Source organism: Microbacterium sp. AR7-10 (genome assembly GCF_001878835.1).
Classification (GTDB): Bacteria; Actinomycetota; Actinomycetes; order Actinomycetales; family Microbacteriaceae; genus Microbacterium; species Microbacterium commune.
In genome coordinates, this window is record NZ_MJIR01000032.1 from 1 (window position 1) to 17,663 (window position 17,663).

At 65.5% G+C, this 17,663-nt stretch carries 11 protein-coding genes; 6 read left to right on the forward strand and 5 right to left on the reverse strand.

The window, feature by feature from the left end; translation table 11 throughout:
* The 6 genes from BFN01_RS02200 to BFN01_RS02225 all read left to right on the forward strand — a co-directional run.
* Nucleotides 1-533, forward strand: a 533-nt coding sequence (locus BFN01_RS02200) for a VanZ family protein (protein WP_218161788.1), incomplete at its 5' end; no start/stop codon positions are given.
* A gap of 114 nt (nt 534-647) precedes the next feature.
* The gene (locus BFN01_RS02205; RefSeq protein ID WP_071641081.1) at nt 648-2,723 is read left to right on the forward strand and encodes a cell wall-binding repeat-containing protein; all 2,076 of its coding nucleotides are present in this window, start codon (nt 648-650) and stop codon (nt 2,721-2,723) included.
* A gap of 299 nt (nt 2,724-3,022) precedes the next feature.
* Nucleotides 3,023-3,217, forward strand: a complete 195-nt coding sequence (locus BFN01_RS15615) for a hypothetical protein (RefSeq protein ID WP_071641083.1) — start codon at nt 3,023-3,025, stop codon at nt 3,215-3,217.
* Between the two features lie 49 nt (nt 3,218-3,266).
* Entirely contained in the window at nt 3,267-4,289 is a 1,023-nt protein-coding gene (gene galE / locus BFN01_RS02215) for a UDP-glucose 4-epimerase GalE (protein WP_071641086.1), read from the forward strand.
* A 70-nt stretch (nt 4,290-4,359) separates the two neighbouring features.
* Nucleotides 4,360-5,328, forward strand: coding sequence for a glycosyltransferase family 1 protein (locus BFN01_RS02220; RefSeq protein WP_071641088.1), 969 nt, complete (start codon nt 4,360-4,362; stop codon nt 5,326-5,328).
* A gap of 142 nt (nt 5,329-5,470) precedes the next feature.
* The gene (locus BFN01_RS02225) at nt 5,471-7,066 is read left to right on the forward strand and encodes an alginate lyase family protein (RefSeq protein WP_071641090.1); all 1,596 of its coding nucleotides are present in this window, start codon (nt 5,471-5,473) and stop codon (nt 7,064-7,066) included.
* Here the strand turns inward: BFN01_RS02225 and BFN01_RS02230 are convergent.
* The 5 genes from BFN01_RS02230 to BFN01_RS02250 form a co-directional block, all read right to left on the reverse strand.
* A complete protein-coding gene (locus BFN01_RS02230; RefSeq protein WP_256221001.1) occupies nt 7,052-7,984 on the reverse strand; it encodes a glycosyltransferase in 933 nt (310 codons plus the stop codon). The genes BFN01_RS02225 and BFN01_RS02230 overlap by 15 nt on opposite strands.
* A gap of 137 nt (nt 7,985-8,121) precedes the next feature.
* Nucleotides 8,122-9,198, reverse strand: coding sequence for a polysaccharide pyruvyl transferase family protein (locus tag BFN01_RS02235; protein WP_071641094.1), 1,077 nt, complete (start codon nt 9,196-9,198; stop codon nt 8,122-8,124).
* Between the two features lie 24 nt (nt 9,199-9,222).
* On the reverse strand, nt 9,223-12,735 hold the full coding sequence (locus BFN01_RS02240) for a glycosyltransferase (RefSeq protein ID WP_177243785.1): 3,513 nt from the start codon (nt 12,733-12,735) through the stop codon (nt 9,223-9,225).
* 209 nt (nt 12,736-12,944) lie between these two features.
* Nucleotides 12,945-13,979 carry a polysaccharide pyruvyl transferase family protein gene (locus BFN01_RS02245; RefSeq protein ID WP_071641098.1) on the reverse strand — a complete coding sequence of 345 codons (1,035 nt, stop codon included), beginning with the start codon at nt 13,977-13,979 and terminating at the stop codon, nt 12,945-12,947.
* 36 nt (nt 13,980-14,015) lie between these two features.
* On the reverse strand, nt 14,016-17,408 hold the full coding sequence (locus BFN01_RS02250; protein WP_071641100.1) for a glycosyltransferase: 3,393 nt from the start codon (nt 17,406-17,408) through the stop codon (nt 14,016-14,018).
* Nucleotides 17,409-17,663: the final 255 nt, after the last annotated feature.

The following is a 17,663-nucleotide window of genomic DNA, read 5'->3' on the forward strand; positions in this document are numbered from 1 at the left end:
GGGCGCGGCGACAACGTTCAGGCACCGTCGCTACGCTCGACGGTATGACCGCCCCCACCCGAACGCCCGAGCGCCAGCGCGCGCGGGTCTACGCGTGGGCGCCCCCGGCACGACGCCGCCCTCCGGTGATGCGCCTGCTGCCCAACCTGCTGCTCGGTCCGTATGCGCTGAGCGTCTTCTTGATCACCCTGCTGCCGGCCTCGCAGGCGGGTAAGGTCACCGGCGTCGTAGACACGCTCGCCGGCTGGATCGATGCGCGCGTGCCGCAGGTGCAGTCTTATGCCCTGCTGGAGTTTCTCGCGAACGTTGCCCTGTTCGTGCCGTTGGGTGCGCTGCTGCGCTGGGGCTGGCCGCGGGTCCCGTGGTGGATGATCACGCTGATCGGCCTGGCCATGACGGTGACGATCGAATCAGTGCAGACGATGCTGCCGTCGCGCTTTCCCACGGTCTCGGACGTCGTCGCGAACACGGCAGGTACGGCGCTCGGCGCGATGCTCGTCGCGGTGCTTGCGGTGGTGTTTCGCCGACGCTGACGCTGGGGGTACTCATCGGCGCGGCGCAGACGTCGTCTTACGCGCGTAGACCGATATATTCGACGAGACGAGTCACCCGCCTCGTCTTCACCCGCTTTCGAAGGTCTGTGAGCCGTGTTCCAGCGCGCCCTGCTCGCGGTGTCAACCACCGCCGCCCTCATCGTCTCGTTGCTCGCGGCGCAACCCGCCATGGCCGCGCCCACCACCGCGGCGGATCTGCCGCAGCTGCTGCGCGTGCACGAGCCCGACTCCGCGCACAAGTACGACCGTGCCGCGTTCGAGCACTGGATCGACGCCGACGGAGACGGCTGCAACACACGCTACGAAGTGCTCATCGCGGAGAGCACGTCGCCGGTGACGGTCACCGACCGCTGCACGATCAGCGGCGGAACCTGGGTCTCCCCCTACGACGGTGCGAGCGCCACATCGCCCGCTGAGATCGAGATCGACCACGTCGTGGCCCTGGCCGAGGCGTGGCGCTCGGGCGCCTGGGCGTGGACGGCGCAGCAGCGTCGCGACTTCGCCAACGATCTCGGCGTCGAATACGCGTTGACCGCTGCATCGTCGGTCTCGAATCAGGCGAAGGCCGACAAGGATCCGGCGCGATGGATGCCGTCCAACGGCGCCTTCGCTTGCGAGTACGTCACCTCGTGGGCGCTGGTCAAGTACCGCTGGTCGCTGAGCGTCGACGCCACCGAGCTGGCCGCGCTGAAGAACACGCTCAGCGGCGACTGCGGAGCGACACCCGTCGACCTGCCTGAGGTGATGGCGGGCGCTCCCGAACCCGCCGACCCGACAGCGGATGTCCTCGCCTTCCCCGCTGGCATGTCCCGCCTGGCGGGAGCCGACCGCTTCGACACCGCGATCGCCGTCTCGAAGCGATACCAGCCCGGAGTGGCGGCGGTGTTCATCGCCACGGCTACCAACTTCCCAGACGCTCTGTCGGCCGCCGCCGCGGCCGCTCACCTCGGTGGGCCCCTGCTGCTGACGCCCACCGCGTCTCTGCCGGCGAAGGTGCTCGCTGAGGTGAAGCGGCTCACGCCGGAGCGCATCTTCATCGCGGGCAGTTCCGGCGTCGTGAGCGAGAGCGTACGCAGGTCGCTCGCGACCGTCGCCCCGGTCGAACGACTCGGTGGCTCCTCGCGATACGACACCGGGCAGCGCGTTGTCGAGCGGGTCTTCTCCTCGGCATCACATGCGCTGATCGCCACCGGCCGCTCGTTCCCCGACGCACTGGCGGCAACCGGTGCCGCCGGCGCACGCCAGGCTCCCGTGGTGCTCGTCAACGGCATCTCCGCCTCGGTACCGCCCTCTACGATCGCCACGCTCGAGCGCCTGGGCGTGGAGTCGGTGACGATCGTCGGCGGCACCGGAGCCGTGTCCGCCGGCATCGAAGCGCAGCTTCGCCGTTCGTACAGCACCACCCGCATCGGCGGAGCCGACCGCTACGCCACCACCGCCAACATCAACGACGCGTACTTCGGCGGGGCGAAGCCGCCGGCGACCTTCGTCGCCACCGGCCAGAACTTCCCAGACGCGCTCGCGGGCGCAGCTCTCGCGGGCCGACTGAACAGCCCGGTGTACGTCACCATGGCGGCTTGCGTACCCGAGCCGGTACGAGAGTCGATCAAGCGGCTCGGCGCTCGCAGCAGCGTCGCCCTGGGCGGCACGGGCATCGTCAGCGATACCGCGCTCGGGAACACCGGATGCCTCACCGCCGCCACTCCGCGCATCTCCGGCACCGTGAAGGTGTCATCGCGCCTCACCGCGCAGCCCGGCACGTGGACGGCGGGCACCTCGTTCCGCTACCAGTGGCTCGCGAACGGTGCGACCATCGGCGGCGCGACCTCCTCAACGCTCGTCGTCACCTCGTCGATGGTCGGCAAGCGTCTCTCGGTGCGGGTGACGGGGTCGAAGCCGGGTTACACGACCCGAACGACCACATCAGCCGCGACCGCCGCCGTGCCGAGTGCGGCCAAGCCGTCGACTCCGCCCCCGCCCTCTCGCCCCAGTTCGACCGCGCCGATCAGCGCCTGGGACTGCCCGTCGTGGGCTCCGATCAAGGGCAACGCCAGCTCGATGATCTACCACATGCCCGGTGGGACGTACTATTCCCGAACCAAGCCCGAGCAGTGCTTCAGCACCGAGAGCGCCGCGCGAGCGGCGGGATACCGAGCGGCGAAGCGCTGAGTGGCCGGCCGGAGGTGTGTGCGAACACGTCGAAGTACGACGACGGGTTGCTGAACGCACTCCCGCGAGAGCCGCCCCCAGTCGGCGCGCTCGATCTCGCGGTACGGAAACAGCGGCAGCGTCGGATCGATGACGGTCACGAGGTACATCGCAATCCGCCGGGCGAGCCGCATTTCCGCACGTTGGGATGCGCTCGCGCCAGGCCGGTCGAGGCCGAACCTCAAGATCAGCGCAACGTTGCATCGAGAAAGCGCAAGCTTTCCGCCAGCCGATCGCGCGAAGGATTGGACGCCGGCTCCGTGGCATCCCTCGCTTTCAGCCTGCGCGAGGTAGACCGGAGCGAGGTTCTCTTTCTCACATCGCCGACTCTGGGCACGGACATGGTCGGTGACCAGTCGATCGTGCGCCCCGACTTCGAGGGCCTGGCCGCCCTGTCGCAGGCGCTGAGAGACGACACCGTGCCGCAGTACGTCGCCGAGCGCCCCGGCAAGTGATCGAGATCCTGCAGGGGTGAACGGCAGGATGGCCCGATAGCATCGGAACGTGCGCATTCTTCTCACCGGCGGTGCCGGCTACATCGGATCCCACGTCGCCCTCGTGCTGCTGGAGCGCGGTGACGACGTCGTCGTCATCGACGACTTCTCGAACAGCAGCCCCGAGTCGCTGCGACGGGTCGAGCGGCTCACCGGCAAGACGCTGCAGGTCATCGAGGCCGACCTCGCCGACCACGCGGCAGCGGAAGCCGCACTGCGCGACGTCGACTTCGACGCCGTCATCCACTTCGCCGGCCTGAAGGCCGTGGGAGAGTCGGTGGCGCAGCCGTCGCGCTACTTCCGTACCAACCTGAACTCCACCCTCAACCTGCTCGACATCATGCGCGAGAAAGACGTGCGCAAGCTGGTCTTCAGCTCGTCGGCGACGGTCTACGGCACGCCGGATGCCGGTGTCGAGCGCCTCGACGAGAGCCAGCCCGTGGGCATCGGGATCACCAACCCGTATGGCCGCACGAAGGCGTTCATCGAGCAGATCATCGCCGATGTGCAGGTCGCCTGGCCCGAACTGGAAGCCGTGCTGCTGCGCTACTTCAACCCGGTCGGCGCGCACCCGTCCGGCGAGATCGGTGAGGATCCCGCCGGCATCCCGAACAACCTCATGCCGTTCGTCGCGCAGGTCGCTGTCGGGCGTCGCGAGAAGCTCGCGGTGTTCGGCGACCAGTACCCCACCGTCGACGGCACCGGTGTGCGCGACTACATCCACGTGATGGACCTCGCCGAGGGGCACGTCGCCGCCCTCGAGCACCTCTCCCCCGGCGTCGAGGCGTACAACCTCGGCTCGGGCGAGGGCGCGAGCGTGCTCGAGGTCGTGCGCGCCTACGCCGAGGCCAGCGGGCGTGAGATCCCCTACGACATCGTCGGACCCCGTGCCGGAGACCTGGCCACCACCGTCGCCGACCCCGCCAAGGCCAACGAGCACCTCGCCTGGCGCACCACACGGTCGCTCGCCGACGCGTGCCGCGACTCGTGGGCGTGGCAGGTCAAGAACCCGAACGGGTTCGACGCGGCCTGATGCTCTCGCCGACCCGACGCTCGCGCGAGACGGATGCCGGCACCATCTGCCCGAGCGGCGGAGCGGTGTCGTGACCGAGCTCTACGTCGACGATCGCTATCGCGGAGCTCATGGCATCGGACGCTACGCCCGAGAGGTGCTTCCGCGGCTGCGCCCCGAGTGGCGGTCGCTGGATCTCGACGGACACGCGCACTCGGCTCTCGATGCCTTCCGGCCGCTGCCAGAGCAGGCCAGGGATTCGCTGATCTACACCCCCGGTTACGGCGCACTCGTGCGTGCGCGCCGGCAGATCCTCACCGTGCACGACCTCATCCATCTGCGGATGCCCTGGCCCGGGCGCGCGAAATTCGAGGCGTACTACCGCGGGCCGGTGCGCCACGCGGTGCGCAAGGCGGGGGTGGTGCTCACCGTGTCGCAGACGTCGGCGCGAGCGATTCGCGAGTGGGTGCGCGACGACACGGTCGAGATCGTCGATGCCGGCAACGGCTGCTCCGACACGTTCGGCGTCGACGGTCCCGCGGCCGAGTCGGCAGACCCGTACCTGCTCTTCGTGGGCAACCTGCGGCAGCACAAGAACCTCGATGTCGTGCTGCGTGCGCTAGCGTTCGCGCCCGAGCTGCGGCTGAGGGCCGTGCTGCCAGCGCGGGAGATCGGGTCGGCCGTCGAGCGGGCCGATGCGCTCGACGTCGGGCGCCGTGTGGAATGGCTGCACGGCCTGGACGACGACCGGCTCGCGGCGCTGTACCGCGGTGCTGGCGCGACGGTGATGCCGTCGACGATCGAGGGCTTCGGTCTCCCCGCCCTCGAGTCGGTCGCCTGCGGCGTGCCGGTGATCTTCTGGCGCGGCTGCGACGCCGTCGCCGAGGTCGTGGGAGACCGCGGGTGGGCGGTGGATTCGGCGACGGATGCCCGGCACTGGGCCGAAACGCTGACGCTCGCGACCGGGTCGTCGCGCCGCGTCTCGCCGCCGGTGGATGCCCACGACTGGAACCGCACCGCTGGCATCATCTCGGACGTGCTGGAGCGCAGCCTGGGGTGAGCTGAGTTTGGTGGCGAAGCGGTCGTCAGCCAGAGTGGATAGCCGGTGACGAGTATGAACCGGTGAGAGGACGAACGTGCTGAGCAGATCAGAGCCGCGCGCTGCGAGCTCGTCGACGGCGCGTCGGGCGACTGCCCTCCTGATGCTCGCCATCATGCTGGCGATGTCGCTCGTGGTCGCCCCACCCGTGCGTGCTCAGGAGGTGCCGACACTCGATGAGCTGCAGCCTGTGGTCTCATCCGCCGGTTTCACCCATCCTGGGGTGTTCAACAGCCTCGAGAATCTCACTTCGACGAAGAAGCACGTCGTCGACGGTGACGAGCCCTGGGCCGGCAGCTTCGAGCGGCTCGTCACATCGCCCTATGCGAAGCGCGCCGCACCGGACTTCGCACGTTTCGGCTCTGCGTCCGCGTCGGATCCGACGGCGAAGAAGTGCGGCTCTGATGATCGCGGCGGGTGCGTCAGCGTGTGCGGCTCGTTCAACACGAAGCCTGACGTCGGCTGCGCTGACCAGCAGGCTGACGGACGTGCCGTCTATGCCCAGTCGCTCGCGTACTTCTACACCGGCGATGAGAGGTACGCGCAACGGGCCGTTGCGATTCTCAACGCATATTCGGCTCGCTTCAAGGGAAGCGAAGGCTCGAACGGGCCTCTGATGACGGCGTGGACGGCCGGGCAGATGGTGCGCGGAGCGGAGCTGATCCGCTACACATACAAACCGTCATCGAAGCGGCACCAGTTCGACGTCAAAGCATTCGGAACCATGCTGCGCAAAGTGTTCGTTCCGACGTTGACGAGCTTCGATTACGGCCGTTACAACGGCAACTGGAAGCTTTCCGCAGCCGAAGGTCTGATCAGCATCGCTGTGTTCCTCGACGATCGCGCGCTTTACGATCGTGCACTGGCGATGTGGCGCGAACGGACAGAGGCATACGTTTACCTTTCTACCGACGGCGAGTTGCCGGCGGCGCCGGTCAGTGATGCTGGCCTGTACCGCACACCGACCGACCTTCGATGCCAGTGGCTCGACGCGAAGGCCGAAGCCTGCCAGAGCGTCCCCCGCAAGGACCCCGGCATCCGCTTCCAGAACGGACAGGTTCAAGAGTCGTGCCGTGATTTCGGACACGCCTCGATGGGGCTGGGCGGCATCATCAACACTGCCGAAACGGCGTGGATTCAGGGCGACGACCTCTACGGAGAGCAGCAGACGCGCATCATCACGGGCGTTCTGTACGCGGTTCAGGTCTCTCTGAATCACAAGACGCGCGGGTGGCCGGCGGCCTTCTGCGCAGGGACCGAGGATCTCGATCCTTCACTCTCGCTGGTCGAGCTGCCGGCAAACGCCGTCTATAACGCGTACACCGCGCGTAAGGGCGTGGAGATGCCGGCCATCTCCATTCCCGGGTATCCGGCGCCGCAGCGCGGAAGTGATCCGCTGGCGGACTTCATCGCCGCCAAGGGGTCAGCCACCGGCTACGCCGGCAACGTCACCGCGTGGGACGCGGTGACTCACAACATGACCAGCGCTCCCGCCGCTTCCCCAACGGCTGCGCCCGCTCCCGATCAGACGGATGCTGTCGACGCGACGCCCGATGTCGACGGCGCTCTCATGCCAGTGGGGACGGCGACCTCGGTCTTTGCGCTCATCGGCGTGATCGCGACGGTCGTCCTGCTGGTGTGGACTGCGTGGAGACTCGCCCGGCGCCGGAGAGGTCAATCGGGTTCAGCGTCGGGGTAGCTTCAGCAGGAACTCGGCGAGATGGTCCGCTTTCGTCGACCAGGACTGCTGCTGCGCTCGCTCGATCCCTTCCGCGTTGGGGGATCGGTATGAGAGCGCCCTGTCCAGGGCAGCGAGAGCGTTCTCTTCGCCGGAATAGGTGAACAGACCTGCGTTCTCGTCGGGACCGATCACCGGCGTCTCCCGAGCGACCACAGAGAGCCCGGCGGCGAGGTACTCGAACAGCTTCATCGGGCTTCGCCCCGCGTTGAGCGGATCGTCTGACAGAGGAAGCATTCCGACTCGCGCGGTGTGCAGAAGCGAGGGCAGCGACGAATAGGGCACCCCACCCGGTAGTTCGACGTTGTCCGGCAGCGCGACGGGCGGCGCGGGCGAAGGACCCACGACAACGAACCGGACGCTGGGTCGGGCCTGTGCCCACGCGCGCACCTGCTGCCAGTCGAAACGTCGATCGACAGCCCCGACGTAGATGCAAACGGCAGATCTCTCGGATTCTGCCGTAGCGACGAAGTGAGCGATGTCGACGCCGTTCTCCAGCACGAGGTGTGGCTGGCGAGGAGACCCGAGTCCGCGAAGCACTTCCCCTGAGGTCGCGATCACGCCATCCGCCGCGCCGATGATGCGCTTCTGCATGCGGGCTTTCACACCCGCCGGATAGAGGTCGGTGGGCCGATAAACGACCCGGTCGGAAAGTCCGCGCACAGTGCCGTCCCAGAGCAGCGGCTGATCGATCAGCACGACGTCGAAGCGCGGGTCCACACCGTGCTTGTGCAATTCGCGAGCGGCAGTGAGCGCCCCGAATGGCGCGGGCATCGTCGTGCGCGGGACGAGGTGCGTGACGCCATCGCGGTCGCGGTAAGGCCCGCGCGGAACGTGCGCCTCCTCATTGCGGCTGACTCGGCCGAGCCATCGGTGCACGCGCGAGATCGGAGTCGAGAGGTGCACGACCTCCGCGCCGCGCAGCGCGAACTCACGGGCGTAGTGATGGCTGCCGACGCGGAAGGATCGGAAGGCGTGACTGTGCGACAGGAAGAGCACCCGTCGCAGCTCACCGATCATGCGCGGGTCATCCGAATCGTCTCGCGCACTTGGCTCTCGATCTCACCAAGTCGCCGGCGGGCGGCTTCGACGTGCTCGCCGATCTGGTCCACGCGGCCCAGCTGGGTTTCGAGGAAGGCTTGCATCTCACGCGGCTGTGCTTCCGCTGCGTCGAGGGTGATGTCGTGGATACCGACCGTGGCGAACGCTTCCGTGATCTTGCGGGTGGGCGCCGGCACGAGTTCAGCCGGAGCAGCTCCGTCGATGGCGGCGAGCACGAGCACGTGCATCCGGTCGCTGATCACGAGCCGCGCACGAGAGTATCGCTCACGCAGGTGTGCTTCGTGTGCGACCGGGTCGGTGTCACCCCAGGCGTCGAATTCCCCGCCGAGCGCCTTGGCGAGTTCGTGGGCACGCGACTCGTCTTCTCGCACCTGCACGACGGTGCGTATCCGGAGCCCTGCGGTCTCGGCGATCGTCCGTACTGCTTCGAGCCAGTCGTCACCGGGCATCGCACGGGCTCCGCGCAGGCTCACGAGGAGTTCATCCCGCGTTTCAGCAGCGTGATCGCTCGTCGCTGCGGCGAATCCGATGTCGGGTGCGACTGTTCCGCCACCGACGAGCGCGGCGCTCGCCTTGTCACGCCACAGCGCGACCTGTGACAGCCGGGCTGCGCGAGCGTGCAGCCACATCGAGGGGTTCGACGGCGCCCTGATTCCGCGGGGTGGGCGGATAACGACGCCGCCCTTCAGCCGCACAAGCATGGTCTCTGCGAGGAAGACGAGCTCGCGTAGCCCGTTGCCTTTGTGCAACGGCACCTCTCCGGCTTCGAAGATGAGCACGGGCCGACGTCGCGCCGTCGCGAGCATCCAGAGCCAGCGGGCGACGCTGCGCTTGGAGCGCAGGACGACAGCATCGTCCGGCACGCCAAGCTGCCGCAGCCAGACGTCAGGCGAATCACCTGTGTAAACGACCAGCTCGTCAGAGGTGCCGAGGGCCCACTGGAGAGTTGCGCGGCGGATGAGAGCATCACCGATGTTTCCCTCGGGGCCCGTCAGGGAGACGAACGTTCGGGTGCGTCGTGTGTGTTTCATCGGCTGTCGGTAGCGCTACCGCACCTAGAGCGTCGCCAGATACGCGAGATCAGCCGACGCGACGATCCAAAGGTCCTTCTGCCCCTTGTACATCGCGCTCACGTAAGGAATGCCCGATTGGTCGAGCGCAGCGACGACCAGCTCGATGAGCGCTCGTTCGCCACGACGATGCGCATCGTCGAGCATAATGACGAATCGCTTCCCCAAAGACCTCGGAATCAGGTCCAGGACATCGACGCGCGCGAGATCCTGGTCAAAGCCGAAGGGCCCATCAACGATGACCAAGTCGTATTCGTCCTCGCCTAGGGACGTTGCGAAGTCCGCGTAACGATGAACGAAAGCTCCAGAGGGTGCCTCAGTCTGAGTGAGATCCAATCGCACCACAGTGCTGGCTGAGGAGAGCGCGAAATTCGCCGCGAAGGTCGCGATCCAATCGGCATCATGTTCGACGATGACGTGACGCACTCCCCCCACGTTTAACGCATACTGGCCTGTCATCTTGGACGACTGGCCAAGCCCTAGTTCAAGTATCGACGCCGGGCGGACTTCATCGAGGATTCGATACAGGACGTAGAGGAACTGATATCCGACCGCCCACCGGCCCGGCGACAAGGTGCGCTCCAGGAACCAGCTGCTTTCGAGCGAGGTGTCACTGAACACACTCGACCAGAGAACCTCGTCGATGGTGCGAGATGCGTGGATCAGACGCTTGCGACTCTCCTCGTCTGCTGAGGATCGTTTCGTCGCAGCATTCAGTGACTGCTTAACCGTTTCCACGAATGTGGTGACCGAGTGGGCAAGGTCGCCGACGGCGGCGTCTGAACGACTGAAATGCTCAGCGGAGTCAGCCACTTGCATGCTCAGCGCCTCGGTCATACGACGCATGTGCACAACCCCGCCCCGAGATTCACGAGTCGACTCGACAACAGCACGCTCCAGCCGCTCCAGCCGCTCCACCAGGGCCGATTCAAGGTGAGTATTCGCTCCGCGCGCGGTTTGATGCAACGCCTCGAGCGAGGAGCTCAGCCGATCGAGTCGCGTCTCCAAAGAGGCCTGAGCGCCAAGAATCTGGTTCTTCTGGATCACCGACGTATTGTGGTGATGCCGAGCGTAGAAGCTCGACTGCTTCATTGTTGTGGGCAGTAAACCCATCAGCCATCCCTTGATGCCGGTCCGAACTACGGACGGCACCTTGGGCTCGTGCTTTGCCATACCGGACAGACGCCGGATGGTCGACCGGGCTTCTTCGAGTTCCTGGCTGAGAGCCTTCGCCTTGCGCCGCTGCTCAACAGCTGTTGCTGTCGCGCGTTGAAGCGCGCGTCCTTCCCTGCGGATCACTCGCTCGGCAAAACGAACGCTCTGTGCGACGATCAGGCGAGCATCTGCGATCTCCGGGTCGGGCATATGCGCTTCGGAGAGCCTACCGCTGACAAGTTCGGAGTAGAGGCGGGGAAAGTCGTGCGTGACCGCGGCTTCCGCAGCTGCGAGAGATCCTTGCGAGCGCGTTGTGTAGTGGTCGTTGTCCCGCGCGAGAGCAGCCAACGCCAGCGCTGCTGCGCGTCTGTCACCTTGAGGCACAGAGATCATGCCTTCATTACCCTGCGCGGTGGCGAGCCATGGCAGCTCATACATCACGACCGGCAGGCCAAGCGACTGCGCCTCAACCAATGCAAGCGGATAGCCCTCGATGACGCTCGTGCTCACGTATACGTGGGACTGCTCGATTGCTTGGAGAAGATCATCGTGGTGAAGTGGCCCCCGGGTCACGACGTTCTCTTCGATACCCAAGGAGGTCGCGAGCTTGTTCAGCTTGTCCGCCGACAGGTCCTTTCCATCCGGACCGATGATGTTGATTCTGAAGTCCACGCCAAGATCAGCGAGGATGGACCCGATCTCAAGCACCTCGGTCACCTGCTTGACCGATTGCTCCAAGCGCCCCCACCACACGATCTGGATCGGACCCGTTGGTGCGGGACGCGGCTGCCCACCCCTCGGAAGCTCTTCGGCCAGCGGCGAGGCCGGGTTCGGCAGACAAGCGACGTTCTCAATACCGAGGAGCTTCCAGTAGGCGACGTCGGTCCGCGACAAGGCCACGACCATCGACAGCAGCGGCAGATACTGCTGGAGAAACGAAGTTCGTGAGTTCCCGTCGAGAATAGGCCTCAACCCGAACGTGTGCAACCAGCCGACTGTCGAAACCCCGCGCGCGCTCATCGCCAGGGCTGAGAACGGCCAGTTCTCGTTGTAGAGCACATGATGATCGATGACGACATCGATACCGCGCTCCTCGCAGAGCTCGACGAGCGCGATCACCCGCGCCGCTCGAGATGCTCCGGTGATGCGGACGAGGTCGATACCACTCGGAAGACGGAAGTGAGTTTCAGCTTCTGCGTCTACCGCGATCGTCACTTCAAAACCAGCCGCAAGCAGATGTGCTGCCTGAGCAACAAGCACCCCCTGAACCCCTCCTGTGCGCAGATTCCCCGTCCTCAGGAGAATGTGCTTCGGGGTCTTATCCGACAAGCGCGCGGGAGACGCTACAGAAGCGAGCATCGGCAGCGCCTTAGGACAGAAGTCGGCGCTGGCATAGACGAGGGTGGACATGCCGACCCTATCTCTCAGCCTCTCCAGGCAGAATGCGCGCAGACCATCGTCCGCAATTCCACGGACGTACTCCAGCACACGCCCGACTACGCTACGTCGCACTGATTCGTAGATCAGCGCTAGATCATCCGAATCCGGCCTCGTTGTGACCTCGTGCGCCACGGTCTCCCCGATTGCGTCGATCGACGAGATCGACGATGCGGTGAACTCGTAGTCGGCCAATTCAGTGACCCTGTGCCCACTGGCGCCGCGCTGAAAGTAGTATCGGTATAATATACGCGTTATCGACACATACTTTTGTGCTCTCATCAACGCCAGAAAAGCGATCGGAAGATCGTTTACCCGAACCATCGTGAGCGACCTCGGGAGTTCGCTATAGGCGTCGAGAAGAAGTGCGCGAGAGAAAAGGTAGCGCCATAGCTGTCCTTGGGCGCCCTTGCCTACAGGGAACAGGGTACGCAGGATATCCGGCCCGTTCAGTTCTCTATGCGTAGGTTGCATAGACCGCTCGTAGTGGCTGCCGGTAGTTCCATCGGCTCGGATCACTTGGACTCCGAACGCCACAACGTCCGCGCCTCGAAGATTCGCCTCGTGAAGCGAAGATTCGGCGGCATCCGAAACGAGTTCATCGTCACCATCAATGAACAGAACAAAGGGCGCGGAGGCCTGCTCGAGGCCGATTCGACGCGCATAGAAGGCCGTGCCGTTCGTTTCCAGCTTGATGAGGCGGACGCGCGCATCCGATTCAATGAAGCTCTCGACGATTGCGGTGGTGGCGTCGGTTGACGCATCATCGACCACGATGACCTCGATGTCCCGAAGAGTTTGATTGAGGCAACTCTTCAACGCGGTAGCGACGTGCTCTTCGTCATTGAAAACGGGCATGATTATTGAAACGCGTACATCCGTAGGCGCATTTGCTGTACTTGCCATGTTTCCTTTTCCGTCCGGAGGCACCAAGCGGTCGACTCCGCATCTCGTGCCAGTTTGGGGCATGCGCAAGAACCAGGCCGTCGACCTAATCCGAACCATCAGAATACCGTTGCGCTCGCGAGCGCTTCGAGATCACACAATCAGCAGCCGCCCCGGAACCCCTGACGGTCAGGAGTTCCGGCTACCGACAGCGCGTCGTACCGGCCTTGCTAGGTGGCGAGCACCACAAGGGCTTTCGCTTCTGCTTTCAATCTGCTGAGCGCCGCCTCGTCAGCATCCGTCCATCTGGCCTTCTCCGCAGCAGCGAGAAAGCGCTTCAGGTCCTTCACTGTGGCCACCCGAAGGTCGATCGCCCGCTCAGGGTGGCCGATCTGCTCGTAGAACCGGCGCGTCTTCTCACGCACGTAGAGCGAGAACGTCGGGATTCGCTGCGAGTACGACGTGATCGCCAGATGCAGGTGAGACGTGAACAGCGCGCGCATGCCCGCGAGGCGCGGCAGAAAGTCTTCCAGCGCTGTGTAGCTCAACAGTTCGGCGCCGGGCGCCGCGGGTGCGATCTCTGATCGCGCCCGGCCATTGCGGATGAGGATGACGTCTTTACGCCGCTTGTGGGCGTAGGCGCCCAGCGTCTGCACGATCTCTGGCAGCTCGGGGTTGCTCTGCACATCCTCGAAGGCGCTCACGTCGAACTGAAAGCCCAGCTTGCCGGTGCGAGTGGACGCGAAGTCGAGGTATTCCGGAGTCAGCAGCGCGACATCCGCGCCCAGAACGAGCTTCTCGGCCGGCACCCCGAGGCCACGCAGGTGGTCGTACGACTCCTGGTCCCGCACGCCGACGGCGTCAGCGCGCGAAGAGACTCCCAGCGCCAGCTTGCGCGAGCGCTCTCGAAGCCACGGGCCGGCGCCGACGCTGGTGACGACGACTGGGGTCGAACTCGCGAGCGCTCCCGACTGCTGCGCGTCGGCGACGAACTGCAAGTGCGAGGCACCCGGCTTCGCTCCGGACGTGTCGCTCATGATTCCGCCTCCACCGACCACTACCAGATCGGCCGATTCGAAAAGCCCCTCGTAACCCTCAGCGGGCGCCGTCCCGAGCCAGGCGCTGTTCGCCTCACTGAGGCGAGGAATGCTCACCTCGTACCCGCGTTGCTGCAAGTGCCTCGCGAGGATGCCCCCGACAAGATCATCGCCGAAGTTGTGGGCTTTGTACGGCCCGACGATAAGCGCCCGTCGTTTCTCAGTCATTCTGTCCGTTCCTCACGTCGCACCCGGCCGGGCTCGTCACGCACGTCTGCTGCTCTCGATCAAGGACGCGTATATGCGCTGCGCGTCATGAGCCGCGTCGAGGGCTTTCAACTCCGCGAGCGCCTCCGGCGACAGCGTCGCGAACTGCTTGCGCGCGCCGTCGAAGACATAGTCGACGATGTTGTTCACGTGCTCAGCCGCTTCGCTCGGCAACTCCACCTCGCTCAGCGCGCGGGTCATCTCTACGTACGACAGGTAGTAGCCGCGCGCCGAGCGCTCGGCGTTCAACGTCGTGATGGTCGAACCAGGGCGCATCCGGCGCGCATATGCGTCAATCCGCTCGTGCGCTGCGCGAGCCGCGTGCAGCAGAAGACGGAACGTGTACGGGTTGTCCTGGTGCACGATGCCGGGAATGAAACGCACCCCCTGCTCACGCACAAAATCGGTCCGGGCCATGTACAGACCGACGTGCGGCCGGTAGTCCTTGCTGCGCCGCATTGCCGCCATCAGCTGGACGCCTGGGCGGGCATCGCGGTATGTGTAGGTGCGCTGGTAGTAGGTGGAGTACCACTTCCAGACCTTCTCGTCGATGTCGCCGTCGCGAAACGCGATGCAGTCGAACAGCAACATGTCGAGGCTCTGCTCGTCCGCAGTCCTCACCAGACGCTCCGCCACGTCGCTCGGCCAGTAGTCGTCGCTGTCGAGGTAGATCAGGTACCGCCCGTCTGCAGCATCCAACCCCCTGTTGCGTCCGACGGACTGGCCACTGTTCGGCTGATCGATCACTCTCAGCCGGGCGTCGCCACGTGCGAGACGGCGCAGGATGTCACCCGAGCCATCAGTCGAACCGTCGTTGATGCAGATCACCTCGACATCGACCCCCGTTTGCGCGAGAACGCTCGTGACACAGTCTTCGAGCCAAGCCTCGGCGTTGTACACGGGGATGACGAACGAGATGTCCGGTTCAGCAGCACGTGCGGGCGTGGGCGCATCAGACGGCGCTCGTAACGGGGCGGGCGGCGTGGCGACTGCCGCGCGCGCGGCCGCGACAGCGCGAAGGGGAGACCCCCGCCTTGCCGCGGGTCTGACGAACTCCCGGATACGCCTCGGCACTTTCGTGATAGCACGCCCGATCCGGAATGAGGGCCCCTCCGTGATCTGACGCAACTTGGCGCGCGCGAGGTCTCGTTCCCTACGCACGGAGTCAAGATCTGCAGCCGCCGACCCCGCCGCGGCCGTCCCGACATTGCGTTCACCGATACGTACGAGCCAGTCCAACAAGAGACTCGCGTCCTCCATGGTCGGCTCCGGCTGGTAGATACTGGGCAGATCGTCTGCGAGCAGCTGCTCCAGCAATCTGCCGAGATCTTCCGACGCCGCCTGACGCGCCCAGTCCCGACCGGCGCGCGAGAGCCGCTCGTAACGCTGCGGGTCTCGCATGAGATCAACGATGGCATCGGCGAGCGCCGCGGGGTCCCCCTGCGGCGTGGTGACGACGCCAGGGTTATCGCGAACGGTGTCGAGCCACGGTAGGTCGTACATGACGACGGGCATGCCCATGGCTTCAGCTTCGGGAATCGTGAGCTGGTAGCCCTCGATCGCACTGGTCGACACAAGCAGGTGGGCGTCGGTCAGAGTCGAGAGCAGCTCGTCGGTGCTGAGCTCGCCGAGCAGTTCGATCGCATCGTCGACACCCCGAGCCTGTGCTTGCTGCCGCAATCCCGTGCTCGACAGTTCGCGCGAGTCGGGTCCGATGATGGTGAGCCGGAAATCGATGCGTCGCGCACGGAGCTCTGCGGCCACGGCGACGAGATGCTGCGTCTGCTTGGTTGTGGTGTTCAGGCGCCCCCACCAAGCGAGCTCGAAGCGTCCATCAGCGATCGATCGCTCCGCTGAGGTCTGCAGCGCTGCCACGGTCAAAGAAGAGGGCGGATTGGGGAGGTACGCGACGCGATGGATGCCGCGCATCTTCCAGAAGACGACGTCCGCCGCCGAGAGCGTGACGACCCTGAACAAGGTGGCCAGATGGGCCGTGAGGAAGGAGATGCGTCTGGAACCGTCGAACAACGGGCGCAGAGCGAAGTTATGCAGCCATCCGATCGTCGGCACGCCGACCGCCTTGGCCGCAAGCGCACGCCAGGGCCAGTGCTCGTTATAGAGGATGTGGTGGTCGATGATGACATCGACAGAGCGATCTCGGCAGATCTCGATCCAGTGATCCACACGCGCCAGCTGGCTCTCATTGGTCAGCTCGATCACATCGATCCCCGGCGGGAGATCCAACTCCCGCTCGCCGCGTTCCATCACCACGATGCTGACGACGTGGCCGGCTGCGAGCAGGCGCTCTGCCTGGTCGACCAGCACAGACTGCAGTCCGCCGGTGTCGAGCCGCCGCGTGGCGAGCAGGATGTTGCGCGGCTCCCTCGGTGGGGTGGCGACTGCCTCCGAAGACCCTGACAACGCTGGAAGGGCCTCAGCGCAGAACGCCGCCGCAGCGCGGATCACGTCGATGGCACCCACCTCGCGCGTGAGCATGTCGATGCACGCGCGTTGCAGGGACCCTGCTGTGTCGCGAATGGCGTAGCCGAGCACGTTCGCGATGATGTGCAGCCGCGCCGACTCGTACGACGCGACGATGCCGACGGCCGCCGCCCCAGAACGTTCTGCCAGGGAATGCACCTGGGCGCGAACAGCCGTGATGGGCGCCACCCCACTGAGCAGGAAGGCGAACCGGTCGACTCCGTCGACCCTGTGCCCGCTGGTGCCGCGGCGGAAGTGGTACCGATACAGGCGATCGGGCACCGACACGTACTTCCTCGCGTGCGCGAGTGCGAGAAACGACACCGGCAGGTCGTTCGCCCGGTAGAACTTCATGTCGTCGCCGATCTCCGAGTACGCGGCGTGCAGAAGACGGATGTCGAAGAGGTACCGCCAGAGGTGGCCATTCGCGGCCTGGCCTGCCGGGAAGAGCGACGGAATGATGTCGGCGGCTCGCAGCTCGTCGTGTGTGGGCTGGAGCGCCGCGGCGAGCTTCGAGGGAACGCCGTCAGGCGCGACGATCTCGACGCCGAAGCCGACGACATCCGCCCCGGCCGACGACGCTCGGGCTAGCGCGGCCGCCGCAGCCTGATGGTCGAGCTGGTCGTCACCGTCGAGGAAGAGCACGAAACGCGCGGATGCCGCGGTGATGCCGACGCGGCGCGCCTGGAACGCCGAGCTGTTCTCGGGCTGCCGAAGCAGCCGCACGCGAGAGTCTCGCTTCTGATACTCCTGCACCACGGCCACGGTGCCATCCGTTGAGGCGTCGTCGACGCAGATCACCTCGATCTCCCGAAGTGTCTGCGCGAGACAGCTGTCGAGAGCGTCGGCGACGAAGTCTTCGTCGTTGTACAGCGGCATGACGATCGAGACGCGAGGCTCGGTTGCCACGTGCCCTCCTAGATTCTGAACGACGCCCGCTTCAGTGCCCTCAGCGGATCTGCGCCTCCCAGAGGATATGGACCCACGCGAAGCACGGTTTAAAGTTAAATCCTATCTACGCGCATCGCCTGGGGTGTCCGCGGCGGACCGGCTGGACAGCTTCAGTCACCGCAACTCCCCGACTACACTGACAATCGCTCTTCGGCACGCGCTTCTCATGCCCGTGTCTGTGACCCGACGCGAGAGAGGTACGACACCTATGGC

Bases quoted from the DNA above. Each gene is read 5' to 3' on its own strand.
- BFN01_RS02225 (WP_071641090.1), top strand. From the start codon at position 5,471: ATGCTCGCCATCATGCTGGCGATGTCGCTCGTGGTCGCCCCACCCGTG.
- BFN01_RS02240 (WP_177243785.1), bottom strand. From the start codon at position 12,735: ATGGCAAGTACAGCAAATGCGCCTACGGATGTACGCGTTTCAATAATC.
- BFN01_RS02235 (WP_071641094.1), bottom strand. From the start codon at position 9,198: ATGAAACACACACGACGCACCCGAACGTTCGTCTCCCTGACGGGCCCC.
- BFN01_RS02245 (WP_071641098.1), bottom strand. From the start codon at position 13,979: ATGACTGAGAAACGACGGGCGCTTATCGTCGGGCCGTACAAAGCCCAC.